Source organism: Variovorax sp. GW460-12-1-14-LB1, assembly GCF_059423605.1.
Map to the genome: position 1 here is coordinate 96,787 of NZ_JBWKYF010000010.1, position 17,850 is coordinate 114,636.

The window sequence follows — 17,850 nt, forward strand, 5'->3', positions numbered from 1 at the left end:
CCTCATTCCGAAAACATTCCCCGACGATAGCCGAGCCATGCCTCACGACGACAGCCTTTCCTCACTCCCGCGATGCGCCTGGGCCCGCACCGATCCGCTGCTGGCCAGCTACCACGACGCCGAATGGGGCGTGCCCGAACGCGACAGCCGCGCGCTGTGGGAAAAGCTGATGCTCGACGGCTTCCAGGCCGGCCTGTCGTGGCTCACCATCCTGCGCAAGCGCGACGCCTTCCGCGCGGCCTTCGAGGGCTTCGTGCCCGAGACCGTGGCGCGCTTCACGCCGGCCGACGTCGAACGCCTCATGCAGGACGCGGGCATCGTGCGCTCGCGCGCCAAGATCGAGGCCGCCATCGGCAACGCGAAGGCCTACCTCGCGATGCAGGCGGCGGGCGAAGATTTTTCCGATTTCGTCTGGGGCCTGGCGGGCGGCCAGCCGGTCGTCAACACGACGGGCACGGTGCCCACGCAGACGCCGCTGTCCGAAACGATGTCCAAGGCGCTGAAGCAGCGCGGCTTCAAGTTCGTCGGGCCGGTGATCGTCTATGCCTGGATGCAGGCCACGGGCATCGTCGACGACCACGCGCCCGACTGCCATTGCCACCGAGACCATCACCGCGCCTGAACAGGCATGAAAAAACCGGACGGTGCTATTGCACGGTCCGGTTCTTTCGGGTGGTGGTCTTGCTAACCGAGGCGGCTTGCGCCGCCGTCGATCACAGGCCAGCCTGGCGCGTGAAGCTGCGTGCCTGCGAGGGGATCACGCTGCCGGCAAAGGATTCGCGGCGCAGGTTCTGGCCGGGAGCGTGGGCAGCTGCCACGGCTTCGGCGCGGACCGAAGCGCGGTCCACCGACGAGGCCAGCACGGGGGCCACGCTGGCCGACACGGCGTCGCTGTATTCGTTGCCGGCACGGGCGGCGGCCACGGCTTGCGGTGCCACGTCGGCACGGCTGTAGCCGGAGGTCACGGCGTGAACGCCTTCGTAGGTCTCTGCGTGGGCGGCGCCAGCGGCGGCGAGCAGGGAGAGAGCGGCGGCGGCGAGGATGTTCGAGGTCTTCATTTCAATTCCTTCTTGATCGGGCTTTGGATGCCCTGAAGTGTGCGCCAAATTCCTAGGGTAAACCCCAGTCAATCTGAATCGCAGTGTTCACGAAATTGAAACAATCACGGGGAACTTTCCGACATGCGGGGTTCGCGTGAAACTTTTTCGTACAAATGCCCCAGAGTTTGCAAACTTTGGCGCGCTTTCGTCAAGTCTCAGGGCCGCCCCCAGCTGCGCACCAGCGTGCGGATCGCGACCGCGCCACTGCCCTTGACCTCGGCACGGTAGCTGCCCAGCAGCGCCTCGCGCTCGGCGGCGGCCTGCGGTTCGTTGCGCCAGGCGAGCAAGGCGGCCACGTCGGCGTCGGGCAGCGCCAGCAGCAGCGCCTGCGTGACCAGCTTTTCGAACTCGCGCGCCACGGTCATCAGGTTGCGCGGTCGCGGCGAGGTGACGCCGCGCGACCACAGCGAATCGAGCGCGGTGTCGAGCGTGCGGTCGGGCAGCGAACTGAACTGCCCGGCATTGCCGCGCGCCAGCTGCTTGACCACCGCACTCATGAGCAGCTGGCTCGAGAAATCGATCTCGCGCGCCTCGGCCACCGTCATGCGCGCCAGCAGTTCGACGCGCGCCGGATCGGCCGGCCGCGCGTGCTGTTGATGGAAGAAGGTCACCTTGCCGGGCTCATCCATCGCGGCGTAGTCGGCACGCAGCTTCGCCAGCCGCGCCACGGCTTCCAGCACCGGAGGCGTCGGCGCAGCGGCGCCCTGCCCGGCCGCCGCCACGTCCTGCCGGATCGCTGCCACCGAGGCGTTCACGTCGAAGGCGCGACCGGCCGCCACGTCGAGCGACTGCAAAGCCTTGTCGGCAATGGCGAGGTCGGGCGGCTCCAGCAGCTCGCGCGCGCCGCGCGACACAGCGCCGGGGCCGTAGGCGTTCTGATAGCGCGCCTGCACGCCCTCGAACTGGAGCAAGGCCTGCGCGCGGTCCTGCGTCCACCCCGTCAAGGGGGCAAGGAGCAACGACAGCAACAAGAGGCAACGGGGCGACGACAGGCGGGACAGCAAGGACATCCCGCATTATTGGCACGCCGCGATCCCGCGCCCTTCCTCAGGCCTGCGCCAGCTCCTCGCGCAGCAGCTTCGCAGCCGCCACCATGTTCGACAGCGCCGCCTCGGTCTCGGGCCAGCCGCGGGTCTTGAGGCCGCAGTCGGGGTTGATCCAGAGGTTCTCGCCCGGCACCACCTGCGCGGCCTTGCGCATGAGGCGCACCATCTCGTCGACCGAGGGCACGCGTGGCGAGTGGATGTCGTACACGCCGGGGCCGATCTCGTTCGGGTAGCGAAAGCCGCCCTCGCCGCCGAAGCCGCGCAGCAGCTCCATGTCCGAGCGGCTGGTCTCGATGGTGATCACGTCGGCGTCCATCGCGGCGATCTCCGGCAGGATGTCGTTGAACTCCGAATAGCACATGTGGGTGTGGATCTGCGTCTGGTCGCGCACGCCCGAGGCGCTGATCCGGAAGGCGCGCGTGGCCGCCTTCAGGTAGGCCGGCCAGCCCGTGCGGCGCAGCGGCAGGCCTTCGCGGATGGCGGGCTCGTCGATCTGGATGATGCCGATGCCCGCGCCCTCGAGGTCGTTCACCTCGTCGCGGATCGCCCACGCGATCTGCTCGCAGGTGGTGGCGCGCGGCTGGTCGTCGCGCACGAAGGACCACTGCAGGATGGTCACGGGGCCGGTCAGCATGCCCTTCATCGGCAGCGTCGTGAGGCTCTGCGCGTAGGCGGTCCATTCGACCGTCATCGGCGCCGGGCGCGCCACGTCGCCGAAGATCACCGGCGGCTTCACGCAGCGCGAGCCGTACGACTGCACCCAGCCGTTGGCCGTGAAGGCGAAGCCGTCGAGCTGTTCGCCGAAGTACTCGACCATGTCGTTGCGCTCGGCCTCACCGTGCACCAGCACATCGATGCCCAGGGCTTCCTGCTTGCGCACGGCCAGTGCGATCTCGGCGCGCATCTTCTCGCGGTAGCCGGGGGCATCGAGCTCGCCGCGCTTGAAGGCGGCGCGGGCCGCGCGGATCTCGGCGGTCTGCGGGAACGAGCCGATGGTGGTGGTCGGCAGCGCGGGCAGCGCGAAGCGCGTGCGCTGCAGCTGCTGGCGCTGCGGGAAAGCGGACACGCGGCGGTCGTCGCCGGCCACGCTGCGTGCCAGGCGCAGCGCCACGTCGGCACGGTGCACGCGCGGGCTGGCGCGGCGCGCGGCCACGGCGGCACGGGCGGCCGTGAGATCGGCGGCCACCGAGGCTTCGTCGCCATCGACAGCCGCACGCAGCACGCGCAGCTCATCGAGCTTCTCGATGGCGAAGGCGAGCCACGATTTCAGTTCGGTGTCGAGCTTCGTCTCGGCCGCGAGGCTGAACGGCACATGCAGCAGCGAGCACGACGGCGCGATCCACAGCTCGCCTTGGTGCTTCTCCGCCACCGGCCTGAGCTTGCCCAGCGCCACATCGACATCGGTGCGCCAGATGTTGCGGCCGTCGACCACGCCGACCGACAGCACCTTGTGCGCAGGCAGCCAGTCGGCTACGCCGGTCAGCTCCTGCGGCGCGCGCACGGCATCGACGTGCAGGCCGGCCACGGGCAGCTGGCAGGCCAGGCGCAGGTTCTCGGACAGCGGCGAGAAGTAGCTCGCCAACAGCAGCTTCGGCGCATTGCGCGCGATCTGCCAGTACACGCGTTCGAAGGCGTTGCGCCAGGCCTCGGGCAGGTCGAGGCCCAGGATCGGCTCATCGATCTGCACCCATTCCACGCCCTGCTGCTTGAGCCTACCGAGCACCTGCTCGTACACGGGCAGCAGCGATTCGAGCAGCGAGAAGCGGTCGAAGCCCGCCGCCTTTTCCTTGCCCAGGTACAGGAAGCTCAGCGGCCCGAGCAGCACGGCCTTGACCTCGTGGCCGGCCTGCTGCGCCTGCGCGACCTCGTCGAACAGGCGCGTCGATGCGAGCCTGAACTGCGTGGCCGCATCGAACTCGGGCACGAGGTAGTGGTAGTTGGTGTCGAACCACTTGGTCATCTCGAGCGCAAAGGTGCCTTCGGCGCCGTGGGTGCAGCTGTCGTCGTGCACATGGCCCGCTTCGTCTTCCACGCCGCGCGCCATCTTGAAGTAGCGCGACAGCTCGGGCTCGTCGCCGCTGAAACCGAAGCGCGCCGGCTCGCAGCCCAGCAGCTGGATGTGGTTGGCCACGTGGTCGTAGAAGGCGAAGTCGCCCACGGTCACGAAGTCGAGCCCCGCGTCGCGCTGCGCCTGCCAGTGGCGCGCGCGCAGCGCCTCGCCGACGGCTTCGAGCGCGGCATGGCCGGTTTCGCCGCGCCAGTGCTTCTCGAGGGCGAACTTGAGTTCCCGGTGGGCGCCCATGCGCGGAAAGCCGAGGATGTGGGTACGGGTGGTCATTGCAGGTAATCCGGTCGCTGGTCTTGGAAACCGGTGATGGTCGGCGTTTGGCGCATATGATTCAAACGAAACCTTTTGCCCGTTCGCTTGAATCATTTTCATGATGCAGTCCATCCTCGAGATCCGCCACCTGCGCACGCTGGCCGCGTTGCGCGACACCGGCAGCCTGGTGCGCGCGGCGCAGCTGCTCAACCTCACGCAGTCGGCGCTGTCGCACCAGATCAAGCTGCTCGAAGAGCGCTACGGCGCGCAGCTGTTCGAGCGCAAGTCGGTGCCGCCGCAGTTCAGCACCACGGGGCTGCGGCTGCTGCAGCTGGCCGACACCGCGCTGCCGCTCGTCGAAGAGGCCGAGCGCGACGTGGCGCGGCTGGCGCTGGGGCGCAGCGGGCAGCTGCGCATCGTGGTCGAGTGCCACACCTGCTTCGACTGGCTGATGCCCGCGATGGACGCCTTTCGCCAGCGCTGGCCCGAGATCGAGCTGGACATCGTCTCGGGCTTCCACCCCGACCCGATCGCGCTCGTGATGCAGAACCGCGCCGAGGTGGCGATCGTCTCCGAGCAGGACCCCGATGAAACGGTCGACTACCACGCGCTGTTCCGCTTCGAGATCGTCGCGCTGCTGGCCAACGACCATGCGCTGACGGCCAAGGCGCACCTCACGGCCCGGCACTTCGCCGACCAGACGCTCATCACCTACCCCGTGCCCGACGAGATGCTCGACATCGTGCGCCAGGTGCTGGCGCCCGCCGGCGTCGAGCCCGCGCACCGGCGCACCACCGAGCTCACGGTGGCGATGCTGCAGCTGGTGGCCAGCGGGCGCGGCGTGGCCACGCTGCCGCTGTGGGCGGTGCAGAATTACCTCGACCGCGGCTACGTCACGGCGCGCCGCGTGGGCGCCCGGGGCCTGACGGGGCGGCTGTACATGGCCTGCACGCAGGCCACGTCGGCGCGGCCCTGGCTCGACGACTTCGTGCGCGTCACGCGCGAGAGCTGCTTCAAGAGCCTGCCGGGGATCGAGTTGCTGTGAACCCTGTAAGCCCGATGGCGGGAGGATCACGTCCGAATCCGGCCAGTGCGTGGTGGTGCACGGCCTGAAGATCGACCACCACCACGGATCGCCCCATGACCTCTCCGAAGACACTCGACACCCCTGCCATTCCACGCCCCCGCTTCTTCCACGGCTGGCTCGTGGTCGCCGGCGCCTTCGCCGTGATGTTCGTGGGCTTCGGCTGCGCCTACACCTTCAGCGCCTTCCTCGATGCGCTGCAGCGCGACTTCGGCGCCTCGCGCGGCGAGGTGTCGCTGGTGTTCTCGCTCGCGGGCTTCCTGTACTTCGGGCTCGGCGTGTTCAGCGGCCCGCTGGCCGACCGCTGGGGCGCGCGGCGGCTGGCGGTCGCGGGCATGGTGCTGGTCGGCCTCGGGCTGGTGCTCGCGGGGCAGGCGCGCAGCCTGACGCAGATCTTCTGGGCCTACGGGCTTGGTGTCGGCCTCGGCGTGGGCGCCTCGTACGTGCCGGTGTTGGGCGCGGTGCAGCGCTGGTTCGTGCGCCAGCGCGGCTTCGCTTCCGGGCTCGCCGTGAGCGGCATCGGCGTGGGCACGCTGGCCATGCCGCCGCTGGCCTCGTGGTTCATCGACACGCTGGGCTGGCGCGACGCCTACCTGGCGCTCGGCGTGCTCGCGGCCGTGGTGGGCGTGGGCATGGCACTGCTGGTGGAGAACGACCCGCGCGCACGCGGCCTCGGGCCTGATGGCGATCCGCCGCAGGCGCAGGCCGCCACCGCGCTGCCGCCCGGCGCCTCGGTGCGCGAGGCCGTGGGCTCCGGCCGTTTCGCGGGGCTGTACGCGGCCTGCCTGATCAGTTCGTTCGGTTTGTTCGTGCCCTTCGTGCACCTGCTGCCCTACGCGCTTGACCACGGCGTGGCCGCGTCGTCGGCGGTGCTGCTGCTCGGCGCGATCGGCGTGGGCAGCACGGCGGGCCGCTTCTTCCTGGGCGGGCTGGCCGACCGCATGGGCCGGGACCATGCGCTGCCGCTGATGTCGGCGGGCATGGCGTTGTCGCTGGTGGTGTGGGCCGTGTCGGGCGGGTTCTGGGGGCTGGCCCTGTTCGCCTTCGCCTACGGCGTGTTCTACGGCGGCTTCGTGGCGCTGCTGCCCGCGCTGGTGATGGACTGGTTCGGCGGGCGCCACATCGGCGCGATCATCGGCATCCTGTACACCAGCGTGGCCATCGGCACGCTGATCGGGCCGAGCGCCGCGGGCTTCGCCTTCGACCTCACGCGCAGCTACCTGCTGCCGATCCTCGTGGCGATCGGCGCCAACCTCGTGGCGGCCGGCCTGCTGCTCGCGATGGCGCGGCGCGGCCGGCGCGCCGTTCAGCCGGCCTTCTGAACCAGCTTCAGCACGCTCGAGAAATCGAGTGCGCCGTGGCCCGCGAGGCTGTGCGCCGCGTACAGGCTGCGCGCCAGGCCGCCCAGCGGCGTGGCCGCGCGCACGGCGGTGGCGTTCTCCTGCGCCAGGCCCAGGTCCTTGAGCATCAGGTCGGTGCCGAAGCCGCCGGCGTAGTTCTTCGAGGCCGGCGCCGCTTCCATCACGCCGGGCACGGGGTTGTACTTCTCGAGCGCCCAGTTGCCGCCCGAGCTGCGGCGCATGATTTCGGACAGCACCTTCGGGTCGAGCCCGTTGGCCACGCCCAGCGCGAGCGCTTCCGAGGTGCCGATCATCAAGATGCCGAGCAGCATGTTGTTGCAGATCTTGGCGGTCTGGCCCGCACCGGCCGCGCCGGCGTGGAAGATGTTGGCGCCCATCTTCTCGAGCACCGGGCGCGCGCGCTCCAGGTCCTTGGTCTCGCCGCCGACCATGAAGGTCAGCGTGCCGGCAATGGCGCCGCCGGTGCCGCCCGACACGGGCGCATCGATCATCGCGACGCCCTTGGCGGCAGCGGCCTCGGCCACCTTGCGCGAGGTGGCGGCGGCGATGGTGCTGCTGTCGATCACGAGCGTGCCGGCCTGGATGCTCTCAAGCAGGCCGGGCTTGCCAGCGCCGCCAAGGAACAGGCCCTCGACGTGCGCGCTGGCGGGCAGCATGCTGATGACCACCTCGGCGCCGGCCACGGTCTCGGCCGCCGACTTGGCGATGGGCAGGCCTTCGGCAGCGAACTTCTTGCAGGCTTCGGCCGAGAGGTCGAAGGCGCTGAGCGTGTGGCCTGCCTTGTGCAGGTTCAGGGCCATCGGGCCGCCCATGTTGCCCAGGCCGATGAATGCGATCTTCATGTGTCTTGTCTCCGTTGTTCTGTGCAGGGAATGGGGCCGGTCAGGTCAGCGATGCCAGCTCCGCCGGCATCTCGCCGCGCGGACGCAGGTGGTCTTCGACGAAGGCCGGCGTGATCTCTTCGAGCGTGGCGGGGTTCCAGCGCGGGTTGCGGTCCTTGTCGACCAGCACGGCGCGGATGCCTTCGGCGAAATCCTTGTTCGCGCAAAAGCCCAGCGAAGCCCAGTACTCGAGGCGGAACACCTCGGCCAGCGACATGCGCGGCACGCGCTGCCAGAGCTCGAAGCTCAGCGCGATGGAGCTCGGCGCGCCCTTGGTGAAGGTCTTCGATGCGGTCTGCAGCCAGGCGTCGTCGCTTTGCACCTCGCGCAGGCGCTTGGCGATGTCGAGCAGGTCGTCGCCGGCCATCAGCGCGTTGATGGTGTCGTAGTGCTCGCGCACCTTCGACGCGGGCATCTCGGCGCCCTCGCCCGCCTGGGCCAGGATGCGCGACAGCGTGGCACGGTCGGCCTTGGCGTCGCCGCCGGCCCACTGCGTGGACGCGATGGCCTCGATCACCGCGCCCTTGCGCTCCTGCGGCACCAGCACGTCGGCCAGGCCGCAGAAGATGGTGTCGTGCGCGTTGATGTTGGCGGCCGTGAGCGCCAGGAACAGGCCCGTGCGGCCCGGCGTGCGGCGCAGGAACCAGCTGCCGCCCACGTCGGGGTACAGGCCGATGTTGATCTCGGGCATGGCGATGCGGCTTTGCAGCGTCATCACGCGGTGCGAGGCGCCCGCCAGCAGGCCCACGCCGCCGCCCATCACGATGCCGTGGCCCCAGCACAGGAAGGGCTTGGGGAAGGTGTGGATCAGGTGGTCGAGTTCGTACTCTTCGCGGAAGAAGTCTTCGGCGTAGGTGTTGCGCGCGGGGCCGCAGTCGAGCAGCGTCTGGTACAGCTGGCGCAGGTCGCCGCCGGCGCAGAAGGCCTTCTCGCCCGCCGCGTCGAGCAGCACGCCGACGATGCCGGCGTCGGCCGCCCATTCGCGCAGCTTGGGCGTGAGCAGGCGCACCATGTCCACGGACAGCGCGTTGAGCGAAGCCGGCGCATTGAGCGTGGCCACGGCAAAACGCTGGCCGCCGGCGGTCTTGATTTCGTTGAAGAGAACTACGTTGTCGGTCATTGTTTTCAGGTCCTGGGTGCGGCGGGGTCAGCGGATGTCGCTGTCGCCTTCCAGCAATTTTCGCGCAACGATGACGCGCATGATTTCGTTGGTGCCTTCGAGGATCTGGTGCACGCGCGTGTCGCGCACCAGGCGCTCGAGCGGGAACTCGCTCAGGTAGCCGTAGCCGCCGTGCAGCTGCAGCGCGTCGTTGCAGACGTTGAAGCCCGCATCGGTCGCGAAGCGCTTGGCCATCGCGCAATAGGTGCTCGCGTCCGCATGGCCCGCGTCGAGCTTGCTGGCGGCCAGCCGCACCATCTGCCGCGCGGCGACCAGCTCGGTCGCCATGTCGGCCAGCTTGAACTGCAGCGCCTGGAAGCTCGCGATCGGCTTGCCGAACTGCTGGCGCTCGTGCAGGTAACGGCGCGCCGCGTCGAGCGCGCCCTGCGCCGCGCCCACCGAGCAGGTCGCGATGTTGATGCGCCCGCCATCCAGGCCCTTCATGGCGATGCGAAAGCCCTCGCCTTCCTTGCCCAGCAGGTTCTGCGCGGGCACGCGCACGTTGTCGAAGTTGATGGTGCGCGTGGGCTGGCTGTTCCAGCCCATCTTGTGCTCCTTCTTGCCGTAGCTCACGCCCGGCGCGTCGGCCGGCACCGCGAAGGCCGAGATGCCGCTGGCGCCCGCACCGCCCGTGCGTGCCATGAGCACCAGCACGTCGGTCGAGCCGGCGCCGGAGATGAAGGCCTTGTTGCCGTTGATCACGTATTCGGCACCCTGCAGCTCGGCGCGCGTCTTGAGCGAGCCTGCGTCGGAGCCCGCGCCGGGTTCGGTCAGGCAGTACGACGCCAGCTTGCGCCCGCTCGTGAGGTCTTCGCCCCACTGCTGCGCCACCGCGTCGGTCGCCCAGGTGCCGAGCATCCACGTCGCCATGTTGTGGATCGTGATGAAGGCCGTGGTCGACGGGTCGACCGCGGCCATTTCCTCGAACACCAGCGCCGAGTCGAGCCGCGGCAGGCCGAGGCCGCCGATGCGCTCGGGTGCGTACAGGCCGCAAAAGCCCAGTTCGCCGGCCTTGGCGATGGCTTCGCGCGGAAAGACCGCCTCGGCGTCCCACTGCGCGGCGTGCGGTGCGAACTCGGCCTGCGCGAAATCGCGCGCGGTCTGTGCAAAGGCGTTCTGTTCTTCGGACAGTTCAAAATTCATGATTGACGACCCTTCCAGAGGTCCAGTTCGGCGGTGCGTTTGCGGGTCGATTTTTCCAGGCACGCATTGAACACCAGCGGCCAGATCGAGCCGCCTTCGTTCGCCTTCGCGGCCCGCTTGCACCCGGGGTCGCGGCCCTTGAGCCAGGTCCGCTGCTCGGTGCGCAGCGCGACGCGCATCTGCGGCGAGAGCGTCTTCATCACCTCGCCGTAGCGGATGTTGAGCTCGGCGTCGGCTGCGCGGAAATCGCGCAGCGCGCAGTCGTTCATCTGCTGCTGGTTGCCGTTGGGATTGCAGTCGACCGGCTCGTCGGAGCCGGCCGCCTGCGCCCCGCCGGCCAGCAGGGCAAGCGCCGCCGCGGCGGCCCAGGCTGCGACGCGAAGCCCCTGCCTCACTTGAGGCTGATGGTGGTGTTGACGCCCTGGCTCACGGTGCTGTCGTCGAACCAGCGTGCCGTCACGGTCTTGGTCTGCGTGTAGAACATGATGACCTGCTTGCCGTACGGGCCCAGGTCGCCGAGCTTCGAAGCGCGCGAACCGGTGAACGAGAACATCGGAACCGGCACCGGGATCGGCACGTTGATGCCGACCTGGCCCACGTCGATGTCTTCCTGGAAACGGCGCGCCGCGGCACCCGACTGCGTGAAGATCGCCGTGCCGTTGCCGTTCGGGTTGCTGTTGATCAGGTCGATGGCCTCGTCGATGGTCTCGGCGTCGGCGATGCACAGCACGGGGCCGAACACTTCCTGTTCGTAGATCGTCATGCCGGGCTTCACGCCGGTGAAGATCGTCGGGCCGACGAAGTTGCCCTTCTCGTAGCCGGGCACGGTCGGCTTGCGGCCGTCGAGCACCAGCTTGGCGCCGTCGGCTTCGCCGCGTTCGATGAGGCTGTTCACGCGGTCGTAGGCGGCGCACGAGACCAGCGGGCCCACGTCCACGCCCTTTTCAGTGCCCGCGCCGATCTTCAGCGTCTTGGCCTTCTCGATGAGCTCGGGCACCCAGTTGCGTGCCTCGCCCACCAGCACCGCGACCGACACGGCCATGCAGCGCTGGCCCGCCGCGCCGAAGCTCGCGCCGGCCAGTGCGTTGAGCGTCTGCTCCTTGTTGGCGTCGGGCATCACGATGGCGTGGTTCTTCGCGCCCATCATGCATTGCGCGCGCTTGCCGGCCAGCGTGGCGCGGTTGTAGACGTGCGTGCCGACCTTGGTCGAGCCGACGAAGCTGATCGCCTTGATGTCCTTGTGGTCGCAGATGCCGTTGACGACCGCTTCGCCACCGTGCACCACGTTCAGCACGCCGGGCGGCACGCCGGCTTCGAGCGCCAGTTCGCACAGGCGCATCGTGACCATCGGGTCTTGTTCGGAGGGCTTGAGCACGAAGGTGTTGCCGGTGACGATGGCCATCGGGAACATCCACAGCGGGATCATGGCCGGGAAGTTGAACGGCGTGATGCCGGCGCACACGCCCAGCGGCTGCAGCAGCGTGTAGGTGTCGACGCCGTTGGCCACGTTGTTGGCCAGCTCGCCCAGTTGCAGGTTGCCGATGTTCGAGGCGTGCTCGACCACTTCGAGGCCGCGGAACACATCGCCCTCGGCGTCCGGCAGCGTCTTGCCCTGCTCGGCCGTGAGGATCGCGGCCAGCTCGCCCATGTTTTCGCGGATGAGCTGCTGCAGCTTCAGGAAGATGCGGGCGCGCGCGCCCAGGGGCGTCTTGCGCCAGGTCTTGAAGGCTTCCTTGGCGGAGGCCACGGCGGCGTCGAGTTCGGCTTGCGTGGCGAAGGGCACGCGGGCCAGCACCTGCTGCGTGGCCGGGTTGACGACGTCGCGCCATTCGGTGGTCTTCGATTCGACGAACTTGCCGCCGATGAGCAGCTTGACGGTGGCGACCTGGGTCGAGGGGGTGGTGGTGGCGTCCATGGGGGTTTGTCTCCTGTGAATACGGTGCCGGTATGAGCCGGTGCAGCCTGCATCCTAGCTTTGCAGATTTGCCATGACAATAGACAAATATGCGTCATCGCTTTGCAAAAATGCAAAGCACCGCACGCCACACCGCACGAGGCCGCACGCACATGGACTGGGACAACCTGCGCTACTTTCTCGAACTCGCCCGCTCGGGCACGCTGATGAGCGCGGCGCGCCGGCTGGAGGTCGACCACACCACTGTCGCGCGGCGCATCCAGGCGCTCGAAAAGGAGGTGGGCGCGCCCCTCTTTTCGCGCGAGGCCGGCGGCCACCGGCTCACCGAGGCAGGCCGCCGGCTGCAGCCCCAGGTCGAGGCGATGGAGAGCGCGTTCCAGGCCGTGGAGAGCACCGCGCCGGCCTCGCAGGAAGGCTTGTCGGGGCTGGTGCGCATCGGTGCCACCGAGGGCTTCGGCACCGTGGTGCTGGCGCCGCAGCTGGCGCTGTTCGCGGTGCAGCACCCGAAGCTCACGATCGACCTGCTCGCGATGCCGCGGCTGGTGCACCTGTCGCGGCGCGAGGCCGACATCGTGATCTCGCTCGAGCGGCCGGCGCGCGGGCCGGTGGTGGTGACCAAGCTCACCGACTACACGCTGCGGCTTTACGCATCCAAGCAGTACCTGGCCGCGCACAAGCCCATCAAGACGCGCGAAGACCTGCGCGGCCACACCTTCATCAGCTACGTGGACGACCTGCTGTTCAGCAAGGAGCTGCAGTACCTGGACGAACTGCACCGCCCCGACAGCTTTGCGCTGCGCAGCACCAGCGTGCTGGCGCAGCACCGGGCGGTCGCGGCGGGTGCGGGGATCGCGGTGCTGCCGGCGTTCATCGCGCAGGACGACCGCGCGCTCAAGCCGGTGCTGCCAGATGCAGCGAACTTCACGCGGACCTTCTGGATGTCGATGCCGGCGGAAACGAAGCACCTGGCGCGCATGCAGACCGTGTGGGAGTTCCTGCGCGCGACGGCCACGGCGCAGCAGCAGGTGCTGTTGCCTGACAGCGCGGCGAACGCCGGGTGACCGGCTCGCGCGCTCAGGAAAACAGGCGCTTCAGGAACCCAGGCTTGGCCGCTGGTGCCGGCGCCGCCGCCTTTTCGAGCAGCTCGATCAGCCCGTCCACGCGCGGCTTCTTGAGCCGGCGCGCGTAGTCGAGGTAGCTCTCTTCCTCGTCCATGCGATAGAACTGGGGCGGCATCGGCAGTTGGCCTGGCACCGCCGCCAGCAGCACGCGCAGCGCGTCGAGCTGGTTCATGCGGATGGCGCTCATGATCGCGGTCTCGCCGAGCGAGGGGATGATCTCGTTGGGCTGCGCGAGCCCGCCGGCGAGCAGGGGCTGGATCGCCGCCGCATTGCCCTGGACCGCCGCCGCGCCCAGCGCCTCGAGCGCCGCCAGTTTCTCGGGCGAAAGGCTGGCCACATAGGCGTCGCTGCGCTTGTCGTCCTCGTCGCGCGCGTCGCCGCCCTGCATGACCATGAAGTCGGTCACGAGCGCCACGGGCTCGCCCGCGGCGTCGAGCGCCCAGAAGCTCGGGTAGCTGCCGTCACCCCAACCCGCGCTGAAGATCAGCACGTTGTTCGCGCTGCCCGCGCCCAGTGGGTAGTGGTCGGCGATGTCGGCCGAAGCCAGGTCGGCGCCGAGCACATCGTCGTAGTAGCTCACGTACTCGGGGTTGGTGGCGGATTCGCGCGCCTCGCGCTCGGCCATGGCCTTGGCGCCGTCGGCGTCCATGAAGCAGCCGACGCCGGCGTCGACCGGGTAGCCGTAGAACTCGTCGCTGCCGAGCTCGTCCTGCGACTGCCCTTCGAGCAGCGCGGCCTCCCAGCGCAGATCGTTCGCCTGCAGGCTGCCTCGCTCACGCAGCCACAGCACGGCCAGCGCATGGCGGCCGCCGCCTTGCAGCACCTCGACGGGGAATGCGCCGCGCCCGCTCACGCTGCGAACGAAAGGCTCGCGCTCGGGTTGCACCAGCGGATCGCAGGCCACGATGCGGCCGCTCGTGAGGTGCAGGTCTCCGCATGGCTGGCGCTGCAGATGCCGAGCGCGCAGCGCCTCGTCGTCAAGAAAAATGCTCTGGAGGTTGTCGATGTCTAGGTAAGCCATGCGCCCAGTTTCTCATCCCCCGGCAGCGGCAGGCCACACGGGCGGATGGCTGCCCGGCGGCATCGAAGGGCGCGGCCAGGCGGCCGGCGTGCGCGAGAGCTGCGCGCTGTGGCGCACCGCCGCCAGTTCGCCGAAGCCCGAGGCCGAGGTCTCGACGTAGGGCGCGACATCGGCCCGCGCAATCGACAAACCGCCATCCACGCGGCCCAGCCCGCGCAGCCACTGCCCCGTCTGCGCCAGCGACACCTGCACATGCCAGCTGCCGCCCTCCTGCTGCTGGCGCCACAGCGCCGCGGCGGCGCCCAGGGCGATCAGGTAGCCGCTGGCTTCGTCGAGGATCTGCATCGGCATCGGGCGCGGCTTGCCGTCCCCCGCGGCCTCGCCTTCCGCATGGTTGAAGCCCATGGCGGTCTGCACCAGCGAATCGAAGCCGCGCCGACCGGCCCACGGGCCCTGCGTGCCGTAGGCCGTGAGCGACACGCAGACGATGCCCGGCCGCTCGCGGGCCAGCGCCTCGGGGCCGAAGCCCAGCGCTGCGATGCCGCCGGGGCGGTAGCCCTGCACGAAGACATGCGCGTCGGCCACAAGGCCGCGCAGCACGGCGCGGCCTGCGTCGGTGCACAGGTCGACGTGGGCCGAGAGCTTGCCGCGGCTGGTGTCGGCGATGGATTCGATGTTCGGCAGGTTCGGTGAATTGACCAGCATCACGTCCGCGCCATAGGCCGCGAGCGCCCTGCCGCCGACCGGCCCCGCGAGGATGCGCGTGAGGTCGAGCACGCGCAGGCCTTCGAGCGGGCGCTGGTCGCCTTGCAGCGGCGGCAGCGCGCGCGGCGGTGCATCGCCGATGCGCTTGATGGTGAAGAGTGGTTGCGCCGCCACCGCCTGCCCCTGCGGCGAGGCGTCCCACTCATCGAAGCGGCGCAGCGCGGTAGCGACCAGGCCTTGCGCGGCGGCGGCCGATTCGAAATCGATCGCGCGCCAGCCGGCCATCGCGGCCTCGGCGTCGGCGCGCGTGGCGTTGGCCGTGTCCAGCTTCATCAGGCGCAGCGCGCCTTCGCGGTGGTGCTTGAAGTTGGCGTGGATGCGCACCCAGCCGTCGGCACAGCGGTACACGCCCGAGAAGGTGTCCCACAGATCGGGCACGCGGCCGTCGAGGCTGAACCAGCCCGTGCAGTCGAGCGCGGCGTGCAGCGTGTCGACCGCCACCTCTTGCCGCGCCACGCCGCGCCGGTGTCCCAGTTCGCAGGCCGCGAGCGCGGCGGCCGCGATGCTGGCCTGCGCCGCGAGGCCGACCGCGAAGGACGACGGCAGCACCGGGTCGGCGCCCGTGAGCCGCGCGAAGGCCAGCGCCTCGGCGGGCAGCCCCGCCAGTTGCCAGAGACCGGCCAGGACTTCTTCACTCGTTGCCATGCGTCGCCCCTTCAGGGAAGGAAAAAAGAAATGAAAAAGGCAGGGTCCGCTTGCGCGGCCCTGCCCTTGTTGCTGTCGTTGCGTTCGCGACCTTGTGCGGGTTGCTTACTGGATCAGCTTCGCACCGGTCTTGGCCTGCAGCGCGTCGAAGCTCACGCCCGGCGCCAGCTCGATCACCTTGAGGCCTTCGGGCACGACGTCCATCACGGCCAGGTCGGTGATGATGCGGTCGACCACGCCCACGCCGGTCAGCGGCAGCGAGCATTGCTCGAGGATCTTCAGGTCTTCGGTGCCGTCCTTCTTCTTGGCCACATGTTCCATCAGCACGATCACGCGCTTCACGCCGGCCACGAGGTCCATCGCGCCGCCCATGCCCTTGACCATCTTGCCGGGGATCATCCAGTTGGCGAGGTCGCCCTTGGCGCTGACCTGCATCGCACCGAGGATCGACAGGTTGATCTTGCCGCCGCGGATCATCGCGAAGCTGTCATGGCTGCCGAAGATGGCCGAGCCGGGCAGCGTGGTGACGGTCTGCTTGCCGGCGTTGATGAGGTCGGCGTCGACGTTGTCTTCGGTCGGGAACGGGCCGATGCCGAGCATGCCGTTTTCGCTCTGCAGCCAGACTTCCTTGGTGCCGGTGTGGTTGGCCACCAGGGTCGGGATGCCGATGCCGAGGTTGACGTAGAAGCCGTCTTCGAGTTCTTGCGCGGCGCGGGCCGCCATCTGGTCTTGGGTCCAGGGCATCTCAGGCTCCTTCTTTCTTGTTGACGGCCTTCACGGCCGATTCGCTGCCGGCGGCGGCGGCCTGGGCGATGGCGGTCTGGGCCTCGACCTTGGCGGCGGCGGCATCGACCGAGGCGCTCACGGTGCGCTTCTCGATGCGCTTTTCGGGCGTGGCGTTGAGCACCAGGCGGTGCACGTAGATGCCCGGCAGGTGGATGTCGTCGGGGGCCAGCTCGCCCACTTCGACGATCTTCTCGACCTCGACGATGCAGACCTTGCCGGCCATGGCGGCGGCGGGGTTGAAGTTGCGTGCCGTGAGACGGAAGCGCAGGTTGCCGGCCTTGTCGGCCACGTCGGCCTTGACCAGTGCCACGTCGGGCACCAGCGAGTGCTCCATGACGTAGGTCTCGCCGCCGAACTCGCGCAGTTCCTTGCCTTCGGCCACTTGCGTGCCCACGCCGGTCTTCGTGAAGAAGGCCGGAATGCCCGCGCCGCCGGCGCGCAGCTTCTCGGCCAGCGTGCCCTGGGGCGTGAATTCGAGGGCGAGTTCACCGGCCAGGTATTGGCGCTCGAACTCCTTGTTCTCGCCCACGTACGACGCGATCATCTTCTTGATCTGGCGCGTCTCGAGCAGCTTGCCGAGGCCGAAGCCGTCGACGCCCGCGTTGTTCGAGATGACGGTGAGGTTCTGCACGCCGGAATCCTTCAGCGCGTCGATCAGCGCTTCGGGAATGCCGCACAGGCCGAAGCCGCCGACCGCGAGCGTCTGCCCGTCGGCCACGACCCCCTTGAGTGCCGCGTCTGCGGAGGGATAAATCTTGTTCACTCGGGCTCCTTGATGGGTGGTGGAGAGTGGGTGGGAAAGGCTTCAACGATACTACCTACTCGTATACGTAGTATTTCGTAATGGTGACCCCCGATGCCCGAGATCGATTACCGGCTGGCTTTTGAACATGCACCCGTCGGCATGGTGGTCTCGAGCAACCGCACCATCGTCGCCTGCAACCAGCGCGTGTGCGAAATTTTCGGCGCGGAGCCCTCCGCGCTGGTCGGACATTCGTTCAGCATCCTGTACCCCAGCGTGGCCGAATTCGAGCGCATCGGCAAGCGCATGGAGCCCTTTTTGAACGCCAGCGGCCACTATGCCGACAACCGCATGATGAAGCGCCTGGGCGGGCTGCACGGCGCGCTGGCCGGCGAGACCTTCTGGTGCCACGTCACGGGGCATGCGATGAACCGCGCGGCGCCGCACGAGGCCGGCATCTGGACCTTCGAAGACCTGGGCTCGCGCCGCGCCGTGAAGGCCGAGCTCACGCCGCGCGAGCGGGAGGTGGCGGCGCAGGTGATGCGCGGGCTGACTTCCAAGGAGATCGGGAAGGCGCTGGGCATCAGCCATCGCACAGTGGAACTGCATCGGGCGCGGTTGATGCGCAAGTACGCGGCGGCGACGACTGCGGAGCTGGTGCAGAAGTTGATCGCGGGGTGAATCTTTTCGGGGCGCGTGCACAGGCCACCGGGTACTTCCCTCCGCGAATGTCCCCCGGGGCTGCGCCCCTCCTCCTTGAT

17 protein-coding genes are annotated in these 17,850 nt (G+C 69.0%); 5 read left to right on the top strand and 12 right to left on the bottom strand.

All coding sequences use genetic code 11. The annotated features are described in order from the left end of the window. The first annotated feature begins 37 nt into the window (after positions 1-37). Positions 38-622, top strand: coding sequence for a DNA-3-methyladenine glycosylase I (locus AC07Y4_RS07775; protein ID WP_487847230.1), 585 nt, complete (start codon positions 38-40; stop codon positions 620-622). A 91-nt stretch (positions 623-713) separates the two neighbouring features. On the opposite strand, the gene AC07Y4_RS07780 is transcribed toward AC07Y4_RS07775, so the two are convergent. From AC07Y4_RS07780 to metE, 3 genes are all read right to left on the bottom strand, one after another. After that, positions 714-1,058 (bottom strand): hypothetical protein, encoded by a 345-nt coding sequence (locus AC07Y4_RS07780; protein WP_062481853.1) that lies wholly within the window; start codon positions 1,056-1,058, stop codon positions 714-716. A 197-nt stretch (positions 1,059-1,255) separates the two neighbouring features. Continuing rightward, the gene (locus tag AC07Y4_RS07785) at positions 1,256-2,110 is read right to left on the bottom strand and encodes a hypothetical protein (protein ID WP_487847231.1); all 855 of its coding nucleotides are present in this window, start codon (positions 2,108-2,110) and stop codon (positions 1,256-1,258) included. 37 nt (positions 2,111-2,147) lie between these two features. Next, positions 2,148-4,484 carry a 5-methyltetrahydropteroyltriglutamate--homocysteine S-methyltransferase gene (gene metE, locus AC07Y4_RS07790; RefSeq protein WP_487847232.1) on the bottom strand — a complete coding sequence of 779 codons (2,337 nt, stop codon included), beginning with the start codon at positions 4,482-4,484 and terminating at the stop codon, positions 2,148-2,150. A gap of 100 nt (positions 4,485-4,584) precedes the next feature. On the opposite strand from metE, the gene AC07Y4_RS07795 reads away from it, so the two are divergent. Together AC07Y4_RS07795 and AC07Y4_RS07800 are read left to right on the top strand one after the other, a co-directional pair. Next, the gene (locus AC07Y4_RS07795; RefSeq protein ID WP_139706387.1) at positions 4,585-5,511 is read left to right on the top strand and encodes a LysR family transcriptional regulator; all 927 of its coding nucleotides are present in this window, start codon (positions 4,585-4,587) and stop codon (positions 5,509-5,511) included. 95 nt (positions 5,512-5,606) lie between these two features. Further along, the gene (locus AC07Y4_RS07800) at positions 5,607-6,872 is read left to right on the top strand and encodes an MFS transporter (RefSeq protein ID WP_487847233.1); all 1,266 of its coding nucleotides are present in this window, start codon (positions 5,607-5,609) and stop codon (positions 6,870-6,872) included. Here the strand turns inward: AC07Y4_RS07800 and mmsB are convergent. Genes mmsB through AC07Y4_RS07825 form a run of 5 tightly spaced genes read right to left on the bottom strand, consistent with a single transcriptional unit; the run spans position 6,857 to position 12,009 of the window. Then, positions 6,857-7,753: a 3-hydroxyisobutyrate dehydrogenase gene (mmsB, locus tag AC07Y4_RS07805; protein ID WP_487847234.1), complete on the bottom strand. Its 897-nt coding sequence runs from the start codon at positions 7,751-7,753 to the stop codon at positions 6,857-6,859. The genes AC07Y4_RS07800 and mmsB overlap by 16 nt on opposite strands. A gap of 40 nt (positions 7,754-7,793) precedes the next feature. Next, the gene (locus tag AC07Y4_RS07810) at positions 7,794-8,912 is read right to left on the bottom strand and encodes an enoyl-CoA hydratase/isomerase family protein (RefSeq protein ID WP_487847235.1); all 1,119 of its coding nucleotides are present in this window, start codon (positions 8,910-8,912) and stop codon (positions 7,794-7,796) included. Positions 8,913-8,939: 27 nt separating this feature from the next. Then, the gene (locus AC07Y4_RS07815; protein ID WP_070059332.1) at positions 8,940-10,094 is read right to left on the bottom strand and encodes an acyl-CoA dehydrogenase family protein; all 1,155 of its coding nucleotides are present in this window, start codon (positions 10,092-10,094) and stop codon (positions 8,940-8,942) included. Continuing rightward, a complete protein-coding gene (locus AC07Y4_RS07820; protein WP_487847236.1) occupies positions 10,091-10,489 on the bottom strand; it encodes a lysozyme inhibitor LprI family protein in 399 nt (132 codons plus the stop codon). Before AC07Y4_RS07820 ends, AC07Y4_RS07815 begins: the two co-directional genes overlap by 4 nt. After that, entirely contained in the window at positions 10,486-12,009 is a 1,524-nt protein-coding gene (locus tag AC07Y4_RS07825; RefSeq protein ID WP_070059334.1) for a CoA-acylating methylmalonate-semialdehyde dehydrogenase, read from the bottom strand. The genes AC07Y4_RS07820 and AC07Y4_RS07825 overlap by 4 nt, the downstream gene beginning before the upstream one ends. 152 nt (positions 12,010-12,161) lie before the next feature. On the opposite strand from AC07Y4_RS07825, the gene AC07Y4_RS07830 reads away from it, so the two are divergent. After that, positions 12,162-13,070, top strand: coding sequence for a LysR family transcriptional regulator (locus AC07Y4_RS07830; protein WP_487847237.1), 909 nt, complete (start codon positions 12,162-12,164; stop codon positions 13,068-13,070). Positions 13,071-13,083: 13 nt separating this feature from the next. On the opposite strand, the gene AC07Y4_RS07835 is transcribed toward AC07Y4_RS07830, so the two are convergent. The 4 genes from AC07Y4_RS07835 to AC07Y4_RS07850 all read right to left on the bottom strand — a co-directional run bounded on the left by AC07Y4_RS07835 (position 13,084) and on the right by AC07Y4_RS07850 (position 17,110). Continuing rightward, positions 13,084-14,151: a DUF4241 domain-containing protein gene (locus tag AC07Y4_RS07835; protein WP_487847238.1), complete on the bottom strand. Its 1,068-nt coding sequence runs from the start codon at positions 14,149-14,151 to the stop codon at positions 13,084-13,086. 12 nt (positions 14,152-14,163) lie between these two features. Beyond that, positions 14,164-15,561, bottom strand: coding sequence for a CoA transferase (locus AC07Y4_RS07840; RefSeq protein ID WP_487847239.1), 1,398 nt, complete (start codon positions 15,559-15,561; stop codon positions 14,164-14,166). 105 nt (positions 15,562-15,666) lie between these two features. Beyond that, on the bottom strand, positions 15,667-16,305 hold the full coding sequence (locus tag AC07Y4_RS07845) for a 3-oxoacid CoA-transferase subunit B (RefSeq protein ID WP_056573812.1): 639 nt from the start codon (positions 16,303-16,305) through the stop codon (positions 15,667-15,669). A gap of 1 nt (position 16,306) precedes the next feature. After that, positions 16,307-17,110 carry a CoA transferase subunit A gene (locus AC07Y4_RS07850; protein ID WP_062476435.1) on the bottom strand — a complete coding sequence of 268 codons (804 nt, stop codon included), beginning with the start codon at positions 17,108-17,110 and terminating at the stop codon, positions 16,307-16,309. A 93-nt stretch (positions 17,111-17,203) separates the two neighbouring features. On the opposite strand from AC07Y4_RS07850, the gene AC07Y4_RS07855 reads away from it, so the two are divergent. Then, positions 17,204-17,770, top strand: a complete 567-nt coding sequence (locus AC07Y4_RS07855; protein ID WP_062476432.1) for a LuxR C-terminal-related transcriptional regulator — start codon at positions 17,204-17,206, stop codon at positions 17,768-17,770. The last annotated feature ends 80 nt before the right edge of the window (positions 17,771-17,850 follow it).